Here is a 21,463-nt window from a genome sequence, read left to right on the forward strand (position 1 = left end):
TGATACAAAAATACTGGTCAATAGAAAATGGAAAATTTGATACAAAAAATACTAAATATATACAAATGTTCTAAGATGGCTTTGATATAATACTTTTGAAAGATACGAATTATAAATTTCATGGAGAGGGAAACGATATGAATAAACACGCGATATTTCACATTACTACCGCTCCTTATGCTTATGCAAAAGATAAGGATACACTAAGTCTCAGAGTTCGAACAGCAAAAAATGATATGAGAGAGGTAAAGGTACATTATAAATGCAGATATGACTGGCAAAATCCTTTTAAAGAAAAAACGATGAAACTTTTTGCACAAACGGATCTCTTTGATTTTTATGAAGCAGATGTGCAAATAGAAAAGAACAGATACAGATATTATTTTGAGTTCATTGATCGGGAAGGAAATCAATTATATCTGGATGAAAGAGGACTTCAGGAAGAACTTATAGAAGGTCCAGAGATCCCAGGTTTTCAATATGCTTATATTGGAGAGGCAGATGTTTATGAGGAATGTAAATGGATGCAGGAAGCAGTAGTCTATCAGATATTCCCTGATAGATTTTGCAACGGAGATCAAAGCAATGATCCGGAAAACATCTTGGCATGGGGTGAACCTGTTACGACTGAATCCATGTTTGGGGGAGATATTCAGGGAATAATAGATAAGCTGGATTATCTTCAGGATTTGGGAATAGATCTGATTTATCTGACTCCAATATTTAAGTCTACATCAAACCACAAATATAATACGGCAGATTATTATGATATCGATCCCCATTTTGGTACTGTAGAACTGGTGAAGGAACTGGTTAAAAAGTGCCATGAAAGAGGGATAAAAATTATTTTTGATGCAGTATTTAACCATTCTGGAGATGATTTTTTTGCCTTCAAAGATTTATTGGAGAATCAGGAAAAATCTAAATATAAGGATTGGTATTTCCTGGAAGGGTATCCTGTAAGTACTGAGAAGGTTAACTACTATACGTTTGCTAATGATGTCAGTGTCATGCCAAAATTAAATACCGCTAACCCGGATGTAAAGGAATATTTCTTGAAGGTCGGTGAGTATTGGGTAAAAGAAGTTGGCATAGACGGATGGCGTCTGGACGTTTGTGATGAAGTGGATCATGAATTCTGGAGGGCATTTAGAAAGACAATAAAATCAGTCAATAAAGATGTGGTGATCGTTGGAGAAATACAGCATGAAGCCGTTAGTTTCCTAAGCGGCGATCAACTGGATAGTATTATGAACTATCCTTTCAAATGGGCTTTAGTAGATTTCTTTGCGAAGAGAAAAATAGACGAGAAAGAATTTAACAATCTGGTAACCATGAACAGGGTAAATTATATGCGCAGCATCACAAGGCAATTGTGGAATCTCTTTGGAAGCCATGATACGGCAAGGTTCTTATATGAATGCGACGGAAAAGTAGACAGAATGAAGTTGGCTATGGTTTTTCAGTTTTGCTTTGAGGGAGTTCCCTACATATATTATGGGGATGAAGTAGGTATGACCGGTGGACATGATCCTTTCAACAGAGCTTGTATGATTTGGAATGAAGATGAGCAAAACAAAGATCTTCTTCAACTCTATAAAAAGCTCATTGCAATCAGAAAGGAAAATAAGGAATTGATTTACGGGGATTATAAACCTCTTTATTTAGAGGATAATGTTATAGTATTTGAAAGAAATGATGGTGAGAATTCCATGATCATTGCTATCAATAATAATGAAGAAGACTATGTTGTGAATAAGCTCTTTAAAAAGAAGACAATAGACCTTATATCTGAAGAGCCAGTATCTTTAAATAAAGAACTTGCTTTAAAAGCAATGGAATACAGAATTTTAAAGGTGGTGAAATAAAGATTAAAAGTGACAGATTAATGAATTAACAATATGATCATAATCATTGGGGTGGAGGGGAATGTACGAAAATTACATTTTTGATTTGTATGGTACTTTGGTAGATATCAATACCAATGAGGAAAAGCGGAGACTATGGGAAAAACTTGCTTTGTTTTATGGTTATAATGGAGCTGCCTATAAACCTAAAGAACTTAAAAGGGCATATTTGAAAGAAGTGGAAGAAGGGCTGGTTAACAATACTAAGACAAAATATCCGGATATAGATATCAGACTCGTTTTTAAAAAGCTTTATAATGACAAGGGAGTAGATTGCAGTAAAGTACTTATTGCAGAAACCACAAAGCTTTTCAGATGTCTGTCAGTAAATTATATTAAGCTTTATGCCGGAGTGAGAGACTTGCTTGAAAATTTAAAGGCTAAAGGAAAGAAAATATATATGCTTTCTAATGGCCAACGTAGTTTCACTGTTCCAGAATTAAAGTATCTGGGGATCTATGATTATTTTGATGGATTATACAGTTCTTCTGATATAGGAATCTGCAAGCCTGATCCTGCTTTTTTCCAGTACTTGATTAATGAGCAGCAAATTGATATATCCAAAAGTGTTTTTATAGGTAATGATCATTTTGCTGATGTTGAAGGCTCAAAAAGAGTGGGGCTTGATTGCATTTATGTTCACAGCAATCAGTCCAGAGAGGTTACGGAAGTGGACAGCACATATCAGATTTGGGATGGGAATTTGAGTAAAGTTTTATCATTTAGCAGAAATTGAGTTTGGAATTTAAGAGTTTTTGTAAAAGCGTTCACTTATATTATTTTACTTATATTATTTTTAAGATAAAATATAAGGTGAACGCTTTTTGAGGAGGATTTTTGATGGGGAATCTTTTAGAAAAAAATCATCTATTTTAATTGGCAGTATAATAGTTTTTATATTAAAAATTAAAGTAAAATCTTTAAAAGTATGATTAAATAACTGATAGGTCAAAACCTAAGGAAGTCAGCATTTCTAGGTCCTGGGCAATATTACTTCCCACAGTTGTTAATAAATCTCCTGTGATGGTGGCGTTGGCACCGGACAGAAATACCTTTTTCCCACCATCTTTAAAATAACATCTTCCTGCCGCCATTCGGATATATGCTGTGGGATTAATGTAACGAAAGATTGCTATGGTTCTTAGTATTTCATCTTCAGAAAGAGGCTTTAAATTCTCATAACATGTATTTTCAATGGGTATAAGTGCATTGATCGGAATTGATTCTATCTCCAACTCCGCTAGGCTGATGGCCATATCTATTCGGTCTTCCCAGGTTTCTCCCATTCCTATAATCCCCCCGGAACAAACTTTTAGCCCTGCTTCTTTGGCAAGTTTAATTTCATTGATTTTGTCTTCGTAGGTATGGGTTGTACATATATTGGGGAAATATCGTTTAGATGTTTCGATGTTTGCATGATACATTGAAACACCTGCTTCTTTTAAACGAATAAGTTGATCTTTTGTTAATAACCCGTGGGATGCACAAAGTTCAATTTCGCATTCAGCTTTCATTTTTTGATAGGATAGAAGAGCTTTTTCAAAATCCTTGTCACTTAAAGTTCTTCCTGATGTTACAATAGAGTAGCGGTGTACGCCTTTTTCCTGGTGTTTTTTACAGTCTTCAAGGATTACATCCGGATCTAAAAATTCATATTCCTTAATTCCTGTTTTATGATGAGAAGACTGAGCGCAGAATTTGCAGTTTTCGCTGCAACGACCACTTCGACCGTTAATAATACTGCAAAGATCTGCTTTGTTACCGCATAATGCCTCACGAATCATATTTGCACCTTCAAATAATTCTTCCGAATCAGCTTCTAAAAAGAAACTGAAATCTTCACCTCTTTTTAAACGTCTGCCATTAATAATTTCTTTCGCTAAATTTTTTACATCTATTTTCATAGTTTCCCTCCATAGCAGTAACAGTATAATTTTGATTCATAGACGACTTGTGTAAATTCAAAAAATCTTTAACGTATATTAAATATATATTATCTTTAAAACATTGTCAACTAAACAACGAAAACAAGTTGACAATAAAACGAAAATGTTTTTTTACATGATTTTGAATATGGGAGGCAATATTTAGGAAAGTGAAAAACTGCCGCTAAAGTCAAATGATTTTAGAGACAGTTTTATGTGGTTTAAATTTTAAATTGCTTTACGATATTCACCAGAGAATTTGATTTTTCATTGGCAGATGTACTGATTTGGGTGATGGCATGAACCATGTTATGTATGGATGCTAAAAGTTCCTCCGAAGTTGAACTGAATTCGGTAACAATATCGTTAATGACTTTTGAAAGATCGTTGTAACGTTCACTGGTTTGTACCAGGTCTTCATAATCATTCAGTACTTTCTGGTCAATGAAGTCCATAATTTCCATAGAGCTTGAAGAAAGAGTATTTACTATTGTCAGTACTTGATGAGTTACTTCCTGAATGCGGGATACTGAAGTTTTAGATTCTTCAGCTAACTTTCTTATTTCATCTGCAACTACGGCGAAACCTTTACCGGATTCACCAGCTCTTGCTGCTTCAATGGCTGCATTCAAGGAGAGCAGATTGGTCTTGGTTGTAATATCTAATATGGTGTTGGACAGTTCATGAATTTGCTCAACAGCTTTAGTTTGTTCAATGGCACTTTGCAAGTTGGTTTTTGATTTGCTGTACAGATCCAAAGCTTCTTGTTTAGAAGAGATTGCTGACATTTTTATTTTTTCGCTTATCAAGTTGACTTTGCTGACAGTAGCTGCACCTTCCTGGGCTTTTGAGGCGATGGATTCAATGGCCTTTTCTACTTCCAGGGAGGTGGCATTCATCTCTTCACTTGAAGCGGCAGTTTCTTCTGTTCCTGCGGATAATTCTTCTGTAGTGGAGGAAATCTCTTCAATACTTTGATTCAAGGTATACATGTTATTATTAACAGTAGTTAACATTTCACTAATAATAGAAGATTCATCAGCAACTGCTTTCATCATTGATCGCATAGAGTTTTGCATCTTATCAAGCGAATTAGCCAAACTACCTATTTCATCCTTTTTTTCTAAGATTTTTTGGGGGATATCTCCAGTAAAGTCCCCGGTAGATATAACATTAAGATATTGAGTGATTTTCTTGATCGGCTGAGTAATATTGCCTGCAATCAATATCGTTAAAACTATACCAATCAATATGAAAACAACAGATACTATCATCATAGACTGAGTCAAATCAGCTATCTTGGTTAAGACCACTGATTTTGGTGCTGTTACAGCTAAAGACCAGTTAGTTCCTTCCACAGGATAATATCCCATATATTTGGTCATTTCATTGAATGTATATTCGCCTACACCGATTAGTCCTTCAGTCATATTCTTTGCAAGTTTATATAGCCCTTCTAACTCGGGATTAGTTTCATAGTCATTAAAAATATTGTACATTTCCATAACAAGATTATGATCCTTATGTGCTACAACAGTACTATTATTGTTAATCATAAAGACTTCTTGATTACTATATTGCATTTCAGCAATAAAATTACTTAATTCATTGCCGTCACGATTTGCAAGCAGTACGCCTATCACAGTATTATCTTCTTTGATTGGAACTCCAAAGACTACAATAATGCTGCCATCGGTCTTGCTGACTATGGGATCTGAAACAGTACTTTCTCCAGCTAAAGCTTTAATAAAGAACTCCCGTTCATGAATATCTATACTATTCCCGGAGGTGATGAATGAAATACCGCTTGTATCAGCAATCACAATGTCTTTATATCCGCTGCGGTTTATTTCATCTTGAAGAAGATCTAATTTTTCTTTAGTTGTCAAGTCTTTGCTTTTGATCCATGGACTATTTGCAATTGTTTCCAATGCATTGAGTTGAGCGGTTACTTTCTCGGAAATAATTTTGGCATCGGCTCGGGCTATTTCTAAAAGATTTTCATCAATGGTTGTTTTTAGTGCATCATTAGCATTTAAGTAAGCAGAAATCCCTAGGCCAGTACAGACTACAAACATTAACGTTCCAAACAACAAAGTTATTTGCTTAGTAATACTTTGAAATTTCATCAATTCATCTCCCTCTTTCTTATTTTTGGTCTTGTACCACAAAAGTGCTGAACCTATTAAGAAAAAGGGATTCAACAGTTTTAATTAAGTTAACTAGTATGAATCCTGCTGACATAATAGTAGATGGCAGTATTTTCAATGGAATTTTAGTGGATAATTCCCTGTAGATGTTCTTAACCCTAGACCCGTTTCCTTTGAAATTTTCAAAATAGCTATTCAACTTTTTTGTGTGATGTTGTATATTATATAATAAAAAGAGAAGTTGTCCAATAAAAATTGTGGATTATATGAAAAAAATTCGATGTTGTACGTCAAAATTTAAGCATATTTTATAGTAAATAGGAGGAGAAGAAAATGAAGGAAGTTTATGAATTTTTAAAGAATTGCGGTACATATTATTTGGCTACAGTTGAAGGAGATCAGCCAAGGGTTAGACCATTTGGTACAGTGGATATTTTTGAAGGGAAACTTTATATCCAGACAGGCAAAATTAAAGAGGTATCTAAACAGATCCAGGCCAATCCAAAAGTAGAACTCTGTGCTTTTGCTGATGGAAAATGGCTTAGAGTAGCTGGCAAATTAATTAGAGATGACAGAGTAGAAGCTAAAAAGCATATGCTTGACAATTACCCGGAACTTAAAGCAATGTACTCAGCAGAGGACGATAATACAGAGGTCCTTTACTTTGAAGATGCGATAGCTACTTTCTATTCATTTACTGAAGAACCAAAGGTAATTAAATTCTAATAGAAAATACCATGTTGGAATTCTTCATTCATGTACAGGGAGAAAGGTGAATTAAGCAATGGGAGATTTATCCAAATTACCTAACATTGGAGTTAAGCTGGAACAGCAGCTCTTAGATGTTGGTATTGCCACAGCGGAAGAGTTAAAAAGTGTGGGCAGCCGTGAAGCATGGTTACGGATTCTTCATCGTGATCCGTCTGCTTGCCTTATGCGGCTTTCAGCGCTGGAAGGTGCAATTCAGGGTATACGATGGCATAACTTGGACAGCGAAACAAAGAAATCTCTTAAAGAATTTTATCACAAACATAAGGGTGAATAATAAGATAAAATATTTTAATTCATAATAAATGCTGGAGATATGTGATTCATTCATGTATAACAGCATTTATTTTTTTCATAATAATATACTTATGAAATGTTATTATGTATGCAAAAAAATAATTGCCACTAAAATCTTTTGATCTTAGCGGCAGAAAATTAGTATGCTCTAAATTTTAAATTGTTTAACTATATTTACTAGGGATCCTGATTTTTCATTGGACGTATTTGCTAAATCTACGACCTTTTTAGACATATTTACAATCTCTTCTGCCTTTGCAGCAATATTTGATATTCCCATTGCTTCTTCATTGACAGAGGAGCTGATTTGAGTAATGGCATGAACCATGTTATGCATGGAAGCCAAAAGCTCTTCTGAAGTTGCACTGAATTCTGTTGCGATATCGTTAATGACCATAGAAAGTTCATTATAGCGTTCACTGGTTTGCACCAGACCTTCATAATCATTCAGTACTTTCTGGTCAATAAAGTTCATAACATCCATAGAACTGGAAGAAAGAGCATTAACTACAGACAGAACTTCATTGGTTACTTCCTGAATGCGGGATACGGAAGTTTTAGATTCTTCAGCTAACTTTCTTATTTCATCTGCAACTACGGCAAAACCTTTTCCGGATTCACCAGCTCTGGCTGCTTCTATGGCTGCATTTAAAGAGAGTAAATTGGTTTTTGCTGTAATCTCCAATATCGTATTGGAAAGTTCATTGATTTGCTCAACAGCTTTAGCCCGTTCTATTGCATTCTGCAAATGGTTTTTTGTCTTACTGTACAGATCCAGAGCTTCTTGTTTGGAAGAAATTGCGTTATTTTTCATTTCTTCACTCATTAAGCTTACTTTATTGGCAGTAGCTGCACCTTCTTGGGCTTTTGAAGCTATGGATTCGATGGCTTTTTCTACTTCCAGGGAAGTGGCATTCATTTCTTCAGTGGAAGCGGCAGTTTCTTCTGTTCCTGCGGACAATGCTTCTGTAGTGGAAGAGATCTCTTCAATACTTTTATTTAGAGCAAACATATTATTATTAATGCCGGCTAGCATCTCACTGACAACAGAAGATTCATTTACTACTGCTTGCATCATTGTTCGGATAGAATGCTGCATTTTATTAAGTGAATTAGCCAAACTGCCTATTTCATCTTTCTTTGATAATATTTTTTTAGATATATTTCCTGTGAAGTCTCCGGTAGCTATAACATTAAGATATTTGGTGGTTTCTTTGATTGGCTGAGTAATACTGCGGGCAATCAGTATTGTGATCCCTATTCCCATTACTATGAAAATAGCAGAGACTATGATGATCATCACGGTCAAATCAGTTACCTTAGCCATGATTACTGATTTGGGTGCGGTTACGGCTAAAGACCAGTTGGTTCCTTCTACGGGATGAAAAGCCATGTATTCAGTGATTCCACCAAAAATATATTCTCCCAATCCTCTTTCTCCCTCGGTCATTTTCTTTGCAAGATTATATAGTTTTTCTACTTCAGGATTGGTTTGATAATCATCAAAAATATTGTACATTTTTAGGACAAGATTTTGGTCTGGATGTGCGATGACGGTACTTTTATCATTAATCATAAAAACTTTTTGGGCGCCGTACTGCATTTCAGCAGTATAATTGCTTAACGTATTACCGTCTTGCCTTGCGATCAGTCCTCCTGTCACGATATTATCTTCTTTGATAGGAACTGCAAAAATTACGGAAATAGAGTTGTCTGTCGGATGGACTATGGGATCTGAAACGATACTTTCTCCCAGTAATATTTTATTAAAATAGTCTCCTTCACGAAGATCGAGGCTGTTTTCAGATGTGGAAAGGGCAATGCCATTGGTAAAAGCAATTGAAATATCTTTAAATCCACTGCGTTCTACTTCATCCTTAAGAAGGTTCAATTTTTCTTTAGTTGTCAGGTCCTTACTTTTGATCCATGGACTGTTTGCCAGCGCTTCCAGAGCATTGAGATCAATCTTTATTTTTTCAGAAATAATCTTGGCATCGGCCCGGGCTATTTCTAAAAGATTCTCATCAATGCTCGCTATGAGCGCATCATGAGCGTCTAAATAAGCGGCAATCCCTAGACCCACACAGATTAAAAACATTAATACACCGAACAGTAAAGTTATTTGATGAGTAATACTTTTAAATTTCATTTTAAGTTCCCCCTTCTTATTTTTAAGTCCTACCTAAAAAAGGAATATAAACTTTATTTTATTGGCATGAATCTTGCCGGTGGAATAAAAAACGGAAACGTTTTCGATGAAATTTAAAAAAAAATCCCCCCTATTTTTTGTAACAAATTCTATATATATGATAGTAATATTATACAACAAAAATATAATTTTTCCAATAAAGTTTGTTAAACTTTTTGAAAAATGGGCAAGTTTTAAAATTACTGTTTCGAGAGAATTATCTGTAAAGTAATATTAGAAAGGTTCAAAAAACAGAAATTTGCTTTATTGCTTATGGATAGTGAAGTTTTATACGCAAAAAATTTGCCGCTAAAATCTTTTGATTTTAGCGGCAGAAAGTAGATATAATCTAAATCTTAAATTGCTTTACGATATTTACCAGAGATTTTGATTTTTCATTTGATGAGTTTGCCAAATTTACGACATTTTCAGTCATATTTACAATATTTTCGGCTTTTTCAGCAATGTTTGTTATTCCTATTGCTTCCTCACTAGCAGAGGAACTGATCTGAGTGATCGCATGAACCATGTTATGTATGGATGCCAAAAGTTCTTCTGAGGTTGAACTAAATTCTGTTACGATGTCATTAATAACTTTAGAAAGATCATTATAACGTTCACTGGTTTGTACCAAGCTCTCATAATCTCCCAGTACTTTTTGATCAATAAAATCCATAATTTCCATTGAACTTGAGGAAAGAGCATTAACAACTGATAGAACTTCTATGGTCACTTCCTGAATGCGGGATACAGAAGTTTTAGATTCTTCAGCCAGTTTTCTGATTTCATCTGCAACCACGGCAAACCCTTTTCCTGATTCGCCAGCTCTGGCAGCTTCAATGGCTGCGTTCAAAGAGAGTAAATTGGTTTTGGCTGTAATCTCTAGAATGGTATTGGACAGTTCATGAATTTGCTCTACAGCTTTAGCTTGTTCAATTGCAGTTTGCAAATTGGTCTTTGATTTACTGTATATATCCAGAGCTTCCTGTTTAGAATTGATTGCCACCATTTTTATATTTTCACTTATTGAGTTTACTTTGCTGACAGTGGTTACACCTTCCTGGGCTTTTAAAGCAATGGATTCGACAGCTTTTTCTAATTCTAAAGAAGTGGCATTCATTTCTTCAGCGGAAGCGGTTGTTTCTTCTGTTCCTGCGGACAATTCTTCTGCTGTGGCGGAAATTTCTTCAATGCTCTCGTTTAAAGTGTACATGTGATCGTTAATGGTAGCCAACATTCCACTGACAATAGAAGATTCATCGAGAACTGCTTTCATCATTTCTCGCATGGAATTCTGCATTTTAGCGAGGGAATCAGCTAAACTGCCTAATTCATCCCGTCTGGATAAGAGTTTTTCGGAGATATTGCCTGTAAAGTCCCCAGTAGCTATTAAATTAAGATATTCAGTAGTTTCTTTGATTGGGCGGGATATATTACGAGCAATAAGTAGCGTTAAAGCTATTCCAATCAGTATGAAAACAGCAGATAAGGTGACCATTGTCTTATTCAAATCAGTTACTTTGGCCATAATGACTGATTTTGGAGCTGTTACGCCTAATGACCAGTTGGTTCCTTCAATTGGAGAATATCCCATATATTTAGTTACTCCAAAAAAAGTATACTCGCCTACACCCATTTGCCTTTCAGTCATTTTCTTAGCAAGCTTATATAATCCTTCCAATTCGGGGGTGGATTCATATTGTTCAAAAATATTGAACATTTCTAGGACAAGACTCTGATCTTTGTTTGAGATCATAGTACTTTTATTGTTAATCATAAAGACTTCCTGGCTGCCATACTGCATTTCAGCCGCAAAATTGGTTAATTCATTGCCATCCCGATTTGCTGCCAGTACTCCTATTACCGTATTACCTTCCTTGATTGGAACCCCAAAGACTACAATAAGGCTGCCATCTGTTTTACTCACCATGGGGTCAGAAACAGCACGTTCTCCCGATAATGCTTTAATAAAAAATTCTCTTTCACGAATATTAAAACTGTTTCCGAAAGCAGAAAGTGCATTGCCGTTGGGATCAGCAATCAAAATGTCCAAGTATCCACTGCGTTCCAGTTCACCTTTAAGAAGGTCCAGTTTTTCCTTTGTTGTTAAGTCTTTACTTTTGATCCATGGACTATTTGCCAATGCTTCCAAAGCATTGAGCTGACTATCTACTTTCCCAGATATAATTTTGGCATCAGCCCTGGCTATTTCTAAAAGATTTTCATCAATATTTGCTTTTAGGGCATTGTGAGCACTAAAATAAGCGCTGATTCCTAAACTTGCACAGATTACAAACATTAACATTCCGAAGAGTAAAGTGATTTGTTTTGAAATGCTTTTAAACTTCATATCAATCGTCCTTTCTAAAATCTTTGATCTTATAGCAAAAAAGTTTAAGCTACTAAACAGCATAGCAATTCAACTTTTATTCGATAATGCATATTATATAATAAGCATTCTACTTTTTTCAATAAATTTCGCGATTTTTTTTGAATAATACGCAATATTTTAAGAGTTGAATTTTGACTTGCTGAAAATTGCAGATTACCAAAGGAAAGTGAGAACAATTTTCAATTAATTATTGATATTGTTTTTTTACGGGCTTATAATATAGAAAAATAAAAAATAAGGTTGAGGAAGAAATCAGAAGATGAATGTAATAAAAGGAATATTAATAGAAATTAAGTAATGATATGCACAGCACATAGTGATGAAAGGAGAAAGAATGCATGAACTCAAAAATCGTACGCAGGGATAAAAACTGCCGGTTTCATATAATGCCTGTGCTGCTCATTAGCATTCTGATTATCGCTATTTTATATTTGGTCTATATAACAGGCGGAACAAAAAAGGTCTTTCTGCATTTAATGTATCTTCCAATCATTCTGTCCGCGCTATTTTGGGGAGATTTAGCTGGATTGATTACAGGAGCAGTCTGTGGCTTACTGGCAGGTCCTTTAATGCCTCTTGATGTTGCTGAGGGTGTTATGCAAGACCCTATAAATTGGATTTTTCGAATGTTTATATTCTCGTTGATCGGTTTTCTGACAGGAAATATGACTGAAAAAATCCATTCATTAAATGAAGAGAAGCAAGAAAGGAACTTAAAAAGTCCTTTTTATGATCTTCCAAATGCAAAGAAGCTTTTTTATGATATCGAGAACAACATGAAAACAGGAGAACACTTTAAACTGATTTCAATTAAGTTAACGAATTTGCATGAAATTGAAAAGTATGTTGATAACAAATTGGTTTTTGAAATAGTCAATAATCTGGCAAAGAAACTTATGCAGAACTGTGGACGAAAAGCTGTTTATTCCCATGAAAAAGATGAGTTGATTATATTAGCCTGTGGGAATTGTGCAATAAACTATGAAGAAAAGATTAAAAATATCCTGGGGTATTATTTTGATTTTCCTATTTCAATCAATGAACATAAGATCAGAGTATCGTTTAAAGTAGGAATTTATGTCTATCAGGGTGAAGAGAGTACACCTATCGAGATATACAATAAAGCCCGGATTGCTTATGAACAAGGAGATGATAAAGAATCAGGTATTTACTATTATGATGTGGGATTAGAAAATAAAAGGAGAGTAATCCATAGTATTACCGGATCGATGCTTGAGTCTATCCAAAGAAATGAACTCTTTTTAGTATATCAGCCTAAAATCGATATTCAGACCAATAAAATTTCAGGCGTAGAAGCATTGGTAAGATGGAAAAGAAACGGAAATGAATTCATTGGGCCCAATGTCTTTATTCCCATTGCAGAAGAGATTGGATTTATTAATAAGATTTCTAAATTTGTATTTGATCATGTAACAACTCAGATGGAGATATGGAAAAGTAAAGGAATGAATTTAAAATGTGCTGTGAATGCATCTGTAAACGAGTTGACTGATGATGGCTTTACTGCATGGGTTAAGGAAGTGGTCGCCAGCAAAAATATTGATCATTCTGATTTAGAAATTGAAATAACAGAAAGAGACATAGCCTATGACGACAATAGACTCATTAAAAAAATGAATTTTATAAAAGAAAAAGGTTACAACATATCTATTGATGACTTTGGAACGGGTTATAATTCTCTCATGAGCGTAAGTGAAATACCTTTCGATAAATTGAAAATCGATAAATATTTTATTGAGCGGATTCATAAATTCGAAATTGTGGAATTGATTAAGCATTTTATAGAATATGCTCATTCAATGGGTAAAACTGTTATTGCCGAAGGGGTTGAGACAAAGGAGCAGCTAAACATCCTAAAAGATTTAAAATGCGATGAAGTACAGGGATATTATTATAGCAAGCCTCTGTTACCAGAAGAATTAGAAACATTTTATATAGAGTTTAATAAAGCAACTCATAAGAGCGCATAGCAGCGCTCTATTTTTATTGTATAGGAAATTCCTCTGAATTTCCTATACGATAAAAAGCCCTCCGGCTAGGATGAAACTTGCGGGTGATGTATTTTGTTGACTTTGCCGGCCGGGCTTGGCGCGAGAATTTTGAGGGCAAAACTCTTTTGATTTTTAGACGCTTTTTAATTTATGTTAACTGATGTATAATGAAAACAGTGGAAGTTATAAAATCTTATCTTATAATTTTCGCTTTTGATTCAATAAGGATGTATAGGATCTGATAAGGGGAAAGCTAGAAGTGGAGGCTAAAAAATGGTATTATATTTTTCAGGTACAGGAAATACGGAATATATCGCACGATTGATTGCTGAAGGACTAGGCGATGAATGCATAGATTTGTTTGACCGAATCAGGACGAATGACAAGTCGTCTTTGTATTCAGAAAAGACGTATGTCATTTGTGCTCCGATCTACGTTTGCGAGATGCCTTTGTTTCTGATGAAATATTTAAAATCCATTAATTTTAATGGAAATAATAAAGTATACTTTATTTTTACAAGTGGGGGTTATTGTGGTAGTGCTAAGGTTCAGGCAAAGCTATTTTCGCTTAAAAAGAATTTAAGATTTTTGGGTTGTTCAGAATTTGTAATGCCAAGGAATTATGTTGCAAATAATAGGTATGCGATGGATGATGAAGAAGTTATTTATTCAAAGATTTCAAAAGCTAATAAAAAAATAAATCCAGTCGTTGAAGCGATCAAGAATGAAAGAAAGCTTAAAAGTCGCCATGTGTGGCTTTTTGAAACCTTAATTATTGCTCCTTTTGCACCAATTTGGACAAAATATAAGCTCATTGCAAAGGATTTTTACTCTACGGAGGAATGTGTAGGTTGTGGAATATGCGAAAAGGTTTGTCCTTTAAATAATATTGAAGTTATTAGCAAAAAGCCAGAGTGGGGAGAAAGCTGCACCCATTGTATGGCATGCATTTCGAAATGTCCTAAAAAAGCAATAGAATATGGCAATCTCACGCAGGGTAAAATGCGATATCTTCTGAAAGATTATGTTAAGATCAAAAAATAGTGAGTTAAAATGCTAAAGAGGTGTAATACAGTGAAAACCATTCAAGTTGCAGCAGGAATCATTATTCATGATGATAAAATTTTAATCACAAGACGTGCTCCAAAAGAAAATTTTGCTGGCAGATGGGAATTTCCCGGTGGGAAAATTGAACCCAATGAAATGCCGGAAGATTGTCTTGTCAGGGAAATCAAAGAAGAACTTAATATAGATGTTTTGGTTGACCGGTTTTGTGCAGAGATAACTTATGATTACGGGAATCTGATCGTTCATCTGATGACATATTATTGTAGAATAATTGGTGGAGAAATCCATATTTCTGTTCATGATGCGTATAAATGGGCAGACGTAAAGGATTTATTAAAATACGATTTCCTGCCGGCAGATGTTCCAATCATTAAAAAAGTGATGGAGGAATATGCAGGCAAAAATTAAGGATTCTCGATTTAAAAGGCTTCTTTAATGATTTTTTCATTTAGAAGCCTTTCTTATTTCCCAATGCTCAATGTCGATCTGCTTGCTTATACTTTGAAAAAAATCAGGTAAAAACTTGGCATAACTGCTAAGTAATTTAGAGAAACTTCATGTTTTTCTGGTAGTTGATTTATAGTTCTTGATATGTTACTACGACCCTATCAAGAGCTTTTTTTATCTTTCGTCAGATCAGATGATTGATTTATACTTTTTGATCTAAGATATGTATACATAATAAAGAGATTTAGAAAATAATGCATAAAAAATGGAACAAAGGTCTAATTATATTTTAAAATTTAAAATGAAGGAAAAATATTGTCAAAAAATAGAAGATGAATTATAATTTAGAACTATGATAACCAAAGCCAATATAATGAAGGTATTTTATGAAGGCTGACGGAAAAAAGATCTTGAAATTAATTATAAGGAGATGAACAGATGAGATTTATCAGAAATCTCAAAACCAGAACGAAGCTCATAATGTCTTTCGCTGTAATGTTAACCATTACACTTATAGTGGGTATTAACGGGCTGTACACTGCTTATGATCTAGAACACAGTTTTGAGACTTTTTATAATGACAGTTTTCTTGCTAACACGTTGCTTAGTGAGCTGCAACTTAACCAGGAAAAAGCAGCAACAGAAATGCAGAAGATTTTATATGAAACAGTAGTGATGCAAGATACTTCTATAATGGCAGCCGCTGAGAAAGATTTGAATACATTAATGACTGCCAACAGTGTTTTAATCAATTCTTATGGAGAAAAAAATCTTACCCCAGAAGAAAAAGAACTTTTAGAAAAGTTGAAAGACTTGAATGATCATTATGCTTCTGTTAAGGAAGAAATAATTAATGCTGCAAAAGGAGGCAATTTCAAACGAGCTATCGATATTAATGATCAAGAAGCTCGGGATTTGCGTGGTGAAATTACAGGGATTTTGGCTCAAATGAAGAATTTGAACAATCAAACTGCAACAGTTCTAATAAATGCTGATAAACAGAAATTTAACAGTTCCAAAAATACAGCTGCGTTGCTATTGATCATTGCCTTTGTGGTAAGTTTGATCTGGGTCGTATTTTTAACGAGGATGGTTGCAAAACCGATTAGAATTCTGGCAGAGCATGCAAATTTTATGGCTGAAGGCGATTTTACCTGCAGTGTACCAGAAAACATCCAGAACCGAAAAGATGAAATGGGAATATTGGCTAATGCCTTTGCTTCAATGAATGTAAAAATTCGCACGATGTTAAAAGAAGTATCTGATTCAGCGGAAGAAACCAATGCATTAAGTCAGGAACTCTCTGCTACTGTAGAAGAAGTTACTGCCCAAGGGGAAGGAATCTCTACTTCTATTCAGCAAGTTGCTGCAGGTATGGAAGAAATCAGTATTTCCATAGATGAAGTTGCCAAAAGCGGATTGGAAATTACCAATAAGGCTAAAATGCTGGAAAAAGAAGTGTTCAGTGGGGAAGAAAAAGTTGAGGAAATTAAAAAGAGAGCAGAAGAAATGAAAGACTCGGCTCGCTTTTCCAAGCAAACTGCCATTGAGATTTACAATCTCAAACAGAAAGAAATAAAATCAGCTATTAAAGAAGTGGTGGTTGTTGAGGAAATCACTAAAATGGCAGATATCATTTCTCAAATAGCCGATCAAACCAATCTTCTGGCATTAAATGCTGCAATTGAAGCAGCCCGTGCAGGGGAGCATGGACGAGGTTTTGCAGTGGTCGCTGAAGAAGTGCGTAAACTGGCAGAGCACTCGGCAAATACAGCAGGAGAAATTCAACAGGTAATAGGTCAGGTAAATGGTGTAGTTGAGAAGCTTACTGCCAATGCCCAGGAAATATTAAAATTTATCGATGAAAAGGTTACATCTGATTACGATATATTAGAAAAAACCGGAGAGCAATATGCTGAAGATGCTCGCTTTGTAAAAGAGTTAACCAACGAATTTGCTGTGACAGCTTCTCAGATTTCTGATTATATTAATGAAATTGGAAAATCCATTGAGGGAGTATCAGCGATGGTAGAAGAAGCCACTGCATCTGCCCAGGAGATCAGCAGCAGTTCAATTGAATCCACTAAAGCTCTGGAAGAAGCAGCCAAGACAGCCCAAACCCAGGCAGAAATGGCTGAAGGCTTAAGTGCAATAGTAGCCAGATTTAAAGTATAATAGGATGAGTGAAAATTACAAAGAAAACTAGTAAACTATTTGAAGATTATAGAGATAGAATAATGCAATAAAAGACATGTTATATCCTTTTCGGATATTACATGTCTTTTTTGGTATATTATATTGGATATATAGAGACAATCTTTGTTGATTTATTTTTTAACTCGATGGGTAATTTAACCGTCATAGTCGTTCCTGCTCCCAGTTCACTTTCACATACAATAGTGCCGCCAAGTAATTCTACAATCCTTTTTACTATGGACAGACCGAGTCCATTGCCTTGTTTTTTGTGTGATTCATCACCTTGATAGAACTTATCATATATTTTACTCAGTTTTTCCTTTGATATTCCGATTCCTTCGTCTTTGATTGAAAAGAGAAGGGAGTTGTCTGCAATTTGAGTTGAAATCCAGATTGTACACTTTTGTCCTGAATATTTTATGGCATTATCTATCAGATTTGTCCACAATTGAAAGAGCAGATCATAATTACTTATGATACGACATTTTTCAAGTTGAAGTTCATAATGAATATCTTTATCTGGCCACTTTTCTCCCAGAGAGATAATGCAGCGCCGTATTTGTTCGTCAACTTCCACTTCATCATTCATTTCCACGATATCTTGATGATCGAGTCTTGACATATGAAGCATATTTTCACTTATACGAGCGAGCCTTTGTGATTCCTGGTAGATATAAGAGAGATATTCCTTTTGCTCCTGCTCACTTAGGTTTCCATCCAACAGTATTTCTGAGAAGCCTAAAATTGCTGCAACGGGGGTCTTAATTTCATGGGATACATTACTCATAAAATCTTTTCTCATATAATCCATTCCATTTAACTCTCGTGTCATTTTATTAAAGTTCTTTGCCATTGTTGTAATCTCATCGGCATACGAATCAGACGGAGTTTTTCTATGATTATTATTCAGAGTTAATTGCACTGTAAAGTCGCCATCAGCTACTTTTTGGACCCCTTTACTGATTTCAACTATGGGGTTTGTTACATAAGATGCGGAATGCCAAAGTGCCACACCACCTAAGAGCATAGCTATGGCACAAGTTAAAAGAGCCAGGAGTAGAGCAACTCTACTGGTAATTGGACCATGATAAAAATAAGAAAACCCTACATATACGATCACATAAGCAATAACACAGGAAATACAAAGGATGATAATAGAACCCAAAGCAAGTTTAAAACGGAGAGACATTTTCTTCTTTCTAATTTTTTTTGACATTGGATCTGTCAATCCTTTCCGGTATCTTTGCTTTATATCCTAATCCACGAATTGTTATGATCTCAAAGTCAGCAGAGTGTTCAAATTTTCTTCGTAACTTTTTAATATGCGAATCAATCGTACGGTCATCCACATTTGTATCCATCCCCCAGATCTCATCCATTAATTCTTGTCTTGTGAATATCTTATTTGGATTGCTCAAAAGCTTAAAGAGCAGATAGAATTCTTTTGGAGGCATCTCGTAGATTTCATTATTCACCTTAACGGTCAGTGAATTATAGTCCAATAGGGTATTGCCAACTACTAACTTTTTTTCGTTTGCAATTTGAGCTCTTCTTAATAATGCCTTCACCCGAAGCGCCAATTCTCTCATACTGATTGGCTTAATCATATAATCATCCGTTCCGGCACGAAATCCTTTTTCCATATCATCAATTTGACTCTTCGCCGTGATCATCAGAACAGGTATGGTATATGCTGCATCACGAAGCTCTCTGACTAATTGATATCCATCCATGTTTGGCATCATAATATCACTAATAATTAAATCGATATGTTCCTTGTCCAGTATGGCTAAAGCCTGTTCTCCATCAAATGCTGAAAACACAAGGTAAGACTCCTGCTGTAGCTTTGCACATATCATTTTATTTAGTATTTGATCATCTTCAACAACAAGAATGGAGAACATGCGAATCCCTGCTTTCTTTTATTGGTTGACTACTCTTTTTAGAGTAGCATTTTCTAATCGATATACAACATCAACAAGGTCCAATACTCTTTCATCATGGGTTACCATGATGGCAGCCTTATTGTGTTTTTTTACTTCCTTTTTAATTAATTCCACTACCTGTCTGCCTCTTTTTCCATCCAGGCTGGCTGTAGGCTCATCGGCCAGAATGACATCTGGATTATTCATAAATGCTCTTGCGATTGCTACCCGTTGTTTTTCACCACCGGACATTTTGGAGGGATATTTATTTGCACATCCTGATAATCCAAGATCATCCAACATCTCATCTGCATTCATTTTAGACCTACCATTCTTTTTATTCATATCCATTACAAATGTAAGCTGTTCTTTTGCGGTCAGGAAAGGAAGTAAGTGATGGTTCTGAAAGATAAATCCTATTTTTTCTCTGCGAATCTTAACCAATTTCTTGTTTTGTTTTTTTAGAAGTTTTTGTCCTCCGACTATAACACTGCCGTCTGTAGGTGAGAGCAGAGCACCGGCTATGGACAAAAATGTGCTTTTACCTGAGCCGGAAGGGCCAACAATGGCAATAAATTGACCTGGCTTTACTTCCAGGGAAACATTATTTAAAATGTTATTTTGCTGTTCACCATCCCGATATGACTTTGATATATTATTCAATTGCAATGCATATTCATTTTTCATTATTCATTACCTCCTATTATCACTATTGGATCAACTTTTGCAACTTTCCTTATGGATACTAAACTGGTGAGTAAAGAGATTACGATAAAAACAATAGATATAATCATCACTGTTGATATTACAAGATCAAAAGGCATGCTGCCTGGAAGCATAGATGCCATGCCAATGGCTAAAAGATTGCCAATGACTACGCCTATCACAGAAAGAATGAGAACCTGACTCATAATATATCTTGTAAGTTCTGACATTTTCATTCCTATTGCTTTAAGGACACCAAATTGTTTTTGCTTCTGTATGGTAATTACGTAGAAAAATACTCCTAATACTGCTGAAGAGATGACCACCAGCACCCAAAGAATCATTTTGATCGTTAACTGTTCGGCAGAGTATCCTGGAAGATTATTAATGACTGTTTCTTTGTCAATCACTTCCAGACCTTCTATATCAATATTTTCAATATCCGTTCCCTGTACTGCGATCGCATTATACTGTTCAGTATAAGAAGAATTTACTTTTTGGTTGAGGGCTGTAAATGTATCAGTCCCAATAAAACCTACTGGAGAGTGTCCGTAAATTTCATCCTGTGTAAAGCCTACTACCCTTAAAGCAAGGCCTGTTACAGAATCCTCCAACACATCTCCAATTTCTATATTTTGTTCTTTAAAGGAATCATCCAATACAAGAGGATATTCTGCCCCGAAATTTGATAACCCCTCTCCCTCTGTTATTTCTGGAGAAAGAAAGCTCTCTGAATCAATAACAAAATAGGTAATATCCAACTTTGCTTCATCTTCTAAGGTATTAATATTGGATCTCTTAATATTTAAATGTGTTACATTGTCATTGGTTTGAGACGCCACTTGTTCCAGTGCCTTTGTGTCTATATTGGATATGGAGATTAATTTTTCAGCATCTTTGCTTATTACGAAGTACTCAGCCTCTCTTTTTTCAATAGATGCACTAATCGCCCAACCAAGCCCGTTTGCCAAACCTGATAAAAATACAACCATAAAGATCATCAAAACAAGGAGAATTTCTATTAATACATATTTTGACATACTATGCTTTATTTCTTTCCATGCTAATTTCATAATTTAACCTCTTTCATTATATAATTTATCATTATCATTCATCTGAGATATATTCATGCTATTTTTCAAATATCAGTTGTTATATGCTTTTAAAAATTTTTGTTTTTTCACTGCTAATCGTATTAAGATATCAATATTACAGCTGTAATGATCATCGACATACATAATATAAAACAGAAATGTGACCTGAATATGACCAAAATGAAAAATCCTTAGTTTATGCTGGATCTTGATTAAACCACAAAATCTGTGGAAAAATTATTGTCGCTTAATGTAAAAAATGATTCTATGGTGGGATCTTAATAAATAATTGAAGCCTGACTTCTTTGTTCTCTGGAACAAAGAAGTCAGGCTTGTTCGTAAGATTATTCTTATTGAGAGAATGATTTTTTCGTAATACTGCAGTGTGT

16 protein-coding genes are annotated in these 21,463 nt (G+C 34.9%); 8 read left to right on the top strand and 8 right to left on the bottom strand.

Going from position 1 to position 21,463, the window contains the following annotated elements:
* Nucleotides 1-137: 137 nt before the first annotated feature.
* Nucleotides 138-1,868 carry a glycoside hydrolase family 13 protein gene (locus JOD07_RS07115; protein ID WP_204613038.1) on the top strand — a complete coding sequence of 577 codons (1,731 nt, stop codon included), beginning with the start codon at nucleotides 138-140 and terminating at the stop codon, nucleotides 1,866-1,868.
* Nucleotides 1,869-1,929: 61 nt separating this feature from the next.
* Nucleotides 1,930-2,643 (top strand): HAD family hydrolase, encoded by a 714-nt coding sequence (locus JOD07_RS07120; protein WP_158739982.1) that lies wholly within the window; start codon nucleotides 1,930-1,932, stop codon nucleotides 2,641-2,643.
* Between the two features lie 196 nt (nucleotides 2,644-2,839).
* Here JOD07_RS07120 and bioB read toward each other — a convergent pair whose 3' ends face one another.
* Complete coding sequence (gene bioB / locus JOD07_RS07125) at nucleotides 2,840-3,811, bottom strand: biotin synthase BioB (RefSeq protein WP_204613040.1); 972 nt, start codon at nucleotides 3,809-3,811, stop codon at nucleotides 2,840-2,842.
* A gap of 242 nt (nucleotides 3,812-4,053) precedes the next feature.
* Entirely contained in the window at nucleotides 4,054-5,961 is a 1,908-nt protein-coding gene (locus JOD07_RS07130; protein ID WP_204613042.1) for a methyl-accepting chemotaxis protein, read from the bottom strand.
* 354 nt (nucleotides 5,962-6,315) lie between these two features.
* Here JOD07_RS07130 and JOD07_RS07135 point away from each other — a divergent pair, with 354 nt between their 5' ends.
* Both JOD07_RS07135 and JOD07_RS07140 read left to right on the top strand, forming a co-directional pair.
* On the top strand, nucleotides 6,316-6,708 hold the full coding sequence (locus tag JOD07_RS07135) for a pyridoxamine 5'-phosphate oxidase family protein (RefSeq protein WP_204613044.1): 393 nt from the start codon (nucleotides 6,316-6,318) through the stop codon (nucleotides 6,706-6,708).
* Nucleotides 6,709-6,766: 58 nt separating this feature from the next.
* Nucleotides 6,767-7,027 (top strand): TfoX/Sxy family protein, encoded by a 261-nt coding sequence (locus JOD07_RS07140; protein ID WP_204613046.1) that lies wholly within the window; start codon nucleotides 6,767-6,769, stop codon nucleotides 7,025-7,027.
* A gap of 168 nt (nucleotides 7,028-7,195) precedes the next feature.
* On the opposite strand, the gene JOD07_RS07145 is transcribed toward JOD07_RS07140, so the two are convergent.
* Together JOD07_RS07145 and JOD07_RS07150 are read right to left on the bottom strand one after the other, a co-directional pair.
* Entirely contained in the window at nucleotides 7,196-9,196 is a 2,001-nt protein-coding gene (locus JOD07_RS07145; protein ID WP_204613048.1) for a methyl-accepting chemotaxis protein, read from the bottom strand.
* Nucleotides 9,197-9,584: 388 nt separating this feature from the next.
* Nucleotides 9,585-11,585: a methyl-accepting chemotaxis protein gene (locus JOD07_RS07150; protein WP_158739987.1), complete on the bottom strand. Its 2,001-nt coding sequence runs from the start codon at nucleotides 11,583-11,585 to the stop codon at nucleotides 9,585-9,587.
* Between the two features lie 380 nt (nucleotides 11,586-11,965).
* Here JOD07_RS07150 and JOD07_RS07155 point away from each other — a divergent pair, with 380 nt between their 5' ends.
* From JOD07_RS07155 to JOD07_RS07170, 4 genes are all read left to right on the top strand, one after another.
* Nucleotides 11,966-13,618 carry an EAL domain-containing protein gene (locus JOD07_RS07155; protein WP_158739988.1) on the top strand — a complete coding sequence of 551 codons (1,653 nt, stop codon included), beginning with the start codon at nucleotides 11,966-11,968 and terminating at the stop codon, nucleotides 13,616-13,618.
* 294 nt (nucleotides 13,619-13,912) lie between these two features.
* Nucleotides 13,913-14,683: an EFR1 family ferrodoxin gene (locus tag JOD07_RS07160; RefSeq protein WP_204613050.1), complete on the top strand. Its 771-nt coding sequence runs from the start codon at nucleotides 13,913-13,915 to the stop codon at nucleotides 14,681-14,683.
* A 30-nt stretch (nucleotides 14,684-14,713) separates the two neighbouring features.
* Nucleotides 14,714-15,115 carry an 8-oxo-dGTP diphosphatase MutT gene (mutT, locus tag JOD07_RS07165; RefSeq protein WP_158739990.1) on the top strand — a complete coding sequence of 134 codons (402 nt, stop codon included), beginning with the start codon at nucleotides 14,714-14,716 and terminating at the stop codon, nucleotides 15,113-15,115.
* Nucleotides 15,116-15,592: 477 nt separating this feature from the next.
* Entirely contained in the window at nucleotides 15,593-17,329 is a 1,737-nt protein-coding gene (locus JOD07_RS07170; protein ID WP_204613052.1) for a methyl-accepting chemotaxis protein, read from the top strand.
* A gap of 118 nt (nucleotides 17,330-17,447) precedes the next feature.
* Here the strand turns inward: JOD07_RS07170 and JOD07_RS07175 are convergent, their stop codons facing one another.
* The 4 genes from JOD07_RS07175 to JOD07_RS07190 are packed head-to-tail and all read right to left on the bottom strand — an operon-like array spanning nucleotide 17,448 to nucleotide 21,053.
* Nucleotides 17,448-18,566 carry a sensor histidine kinase gene (locus tag JOD07_RS07175; protein ID WP_204613054.1) on the bottom strand — a complete coding sequence of 373 codons (1,119 nt, stop codon included), beginning with the start codon at nucleotides 18,564-18,566 and terminating at the stop codon, nucleotides 17,448-17,450.
* Nucleotides 18,550-19,254: a response regulator transcription factor gene (locus JOD07_RS07180; protein WP_204613056.1), complete on the bottom strand. Its 705-nt coding sequence runs from the start codon at nucleotides 19,252-19,254 to the stop codon at nucleotides 18,550-18,552. The genes JOD07_RS07175 and JOD07_RS07180 overlap by 17 nt, the downstream gene beginning before the upstream one ends.
* An 18-nt stretch (nucleotides 19,255-19,272) precedes the next feature.
* Entirely contained in the window at nucleotides 19,273-19,962 is a 690-nt protein-coding gene (locus tag JOD07_RS07185; RefSeq protein WP_204613058.1) for an ABC transporter ATP-binding protein, read from the bottom strand.
* A complete protein-coding gene (locus JOD07_RS07190; protein ID WP_204613060.1) occupies nucleotides 19,962-21,053 on the bottom strand; it encodes an ABC transporter permease in 1,092 nt (363 codons plus the stop codon). Before JOD07_RS07190 ends, JOD07_RS07185 begins: the two co-directional genes overlap by 1 nt.
* Between the last annotated feature and the right edge of the window lie 410 nt (nucleotides 21,054-21,463).

It is taken from the genome of Defluviitalea raffinosedens, from assembly GCF_016908775.1.
Taxonomy (GTDB): domain Bacteria; phylum Bacillota; class Clostridia; order Lachnospirales; family Defluviitaleaceae; genus Defluviitalea; species Defluviitalea raffinosedens.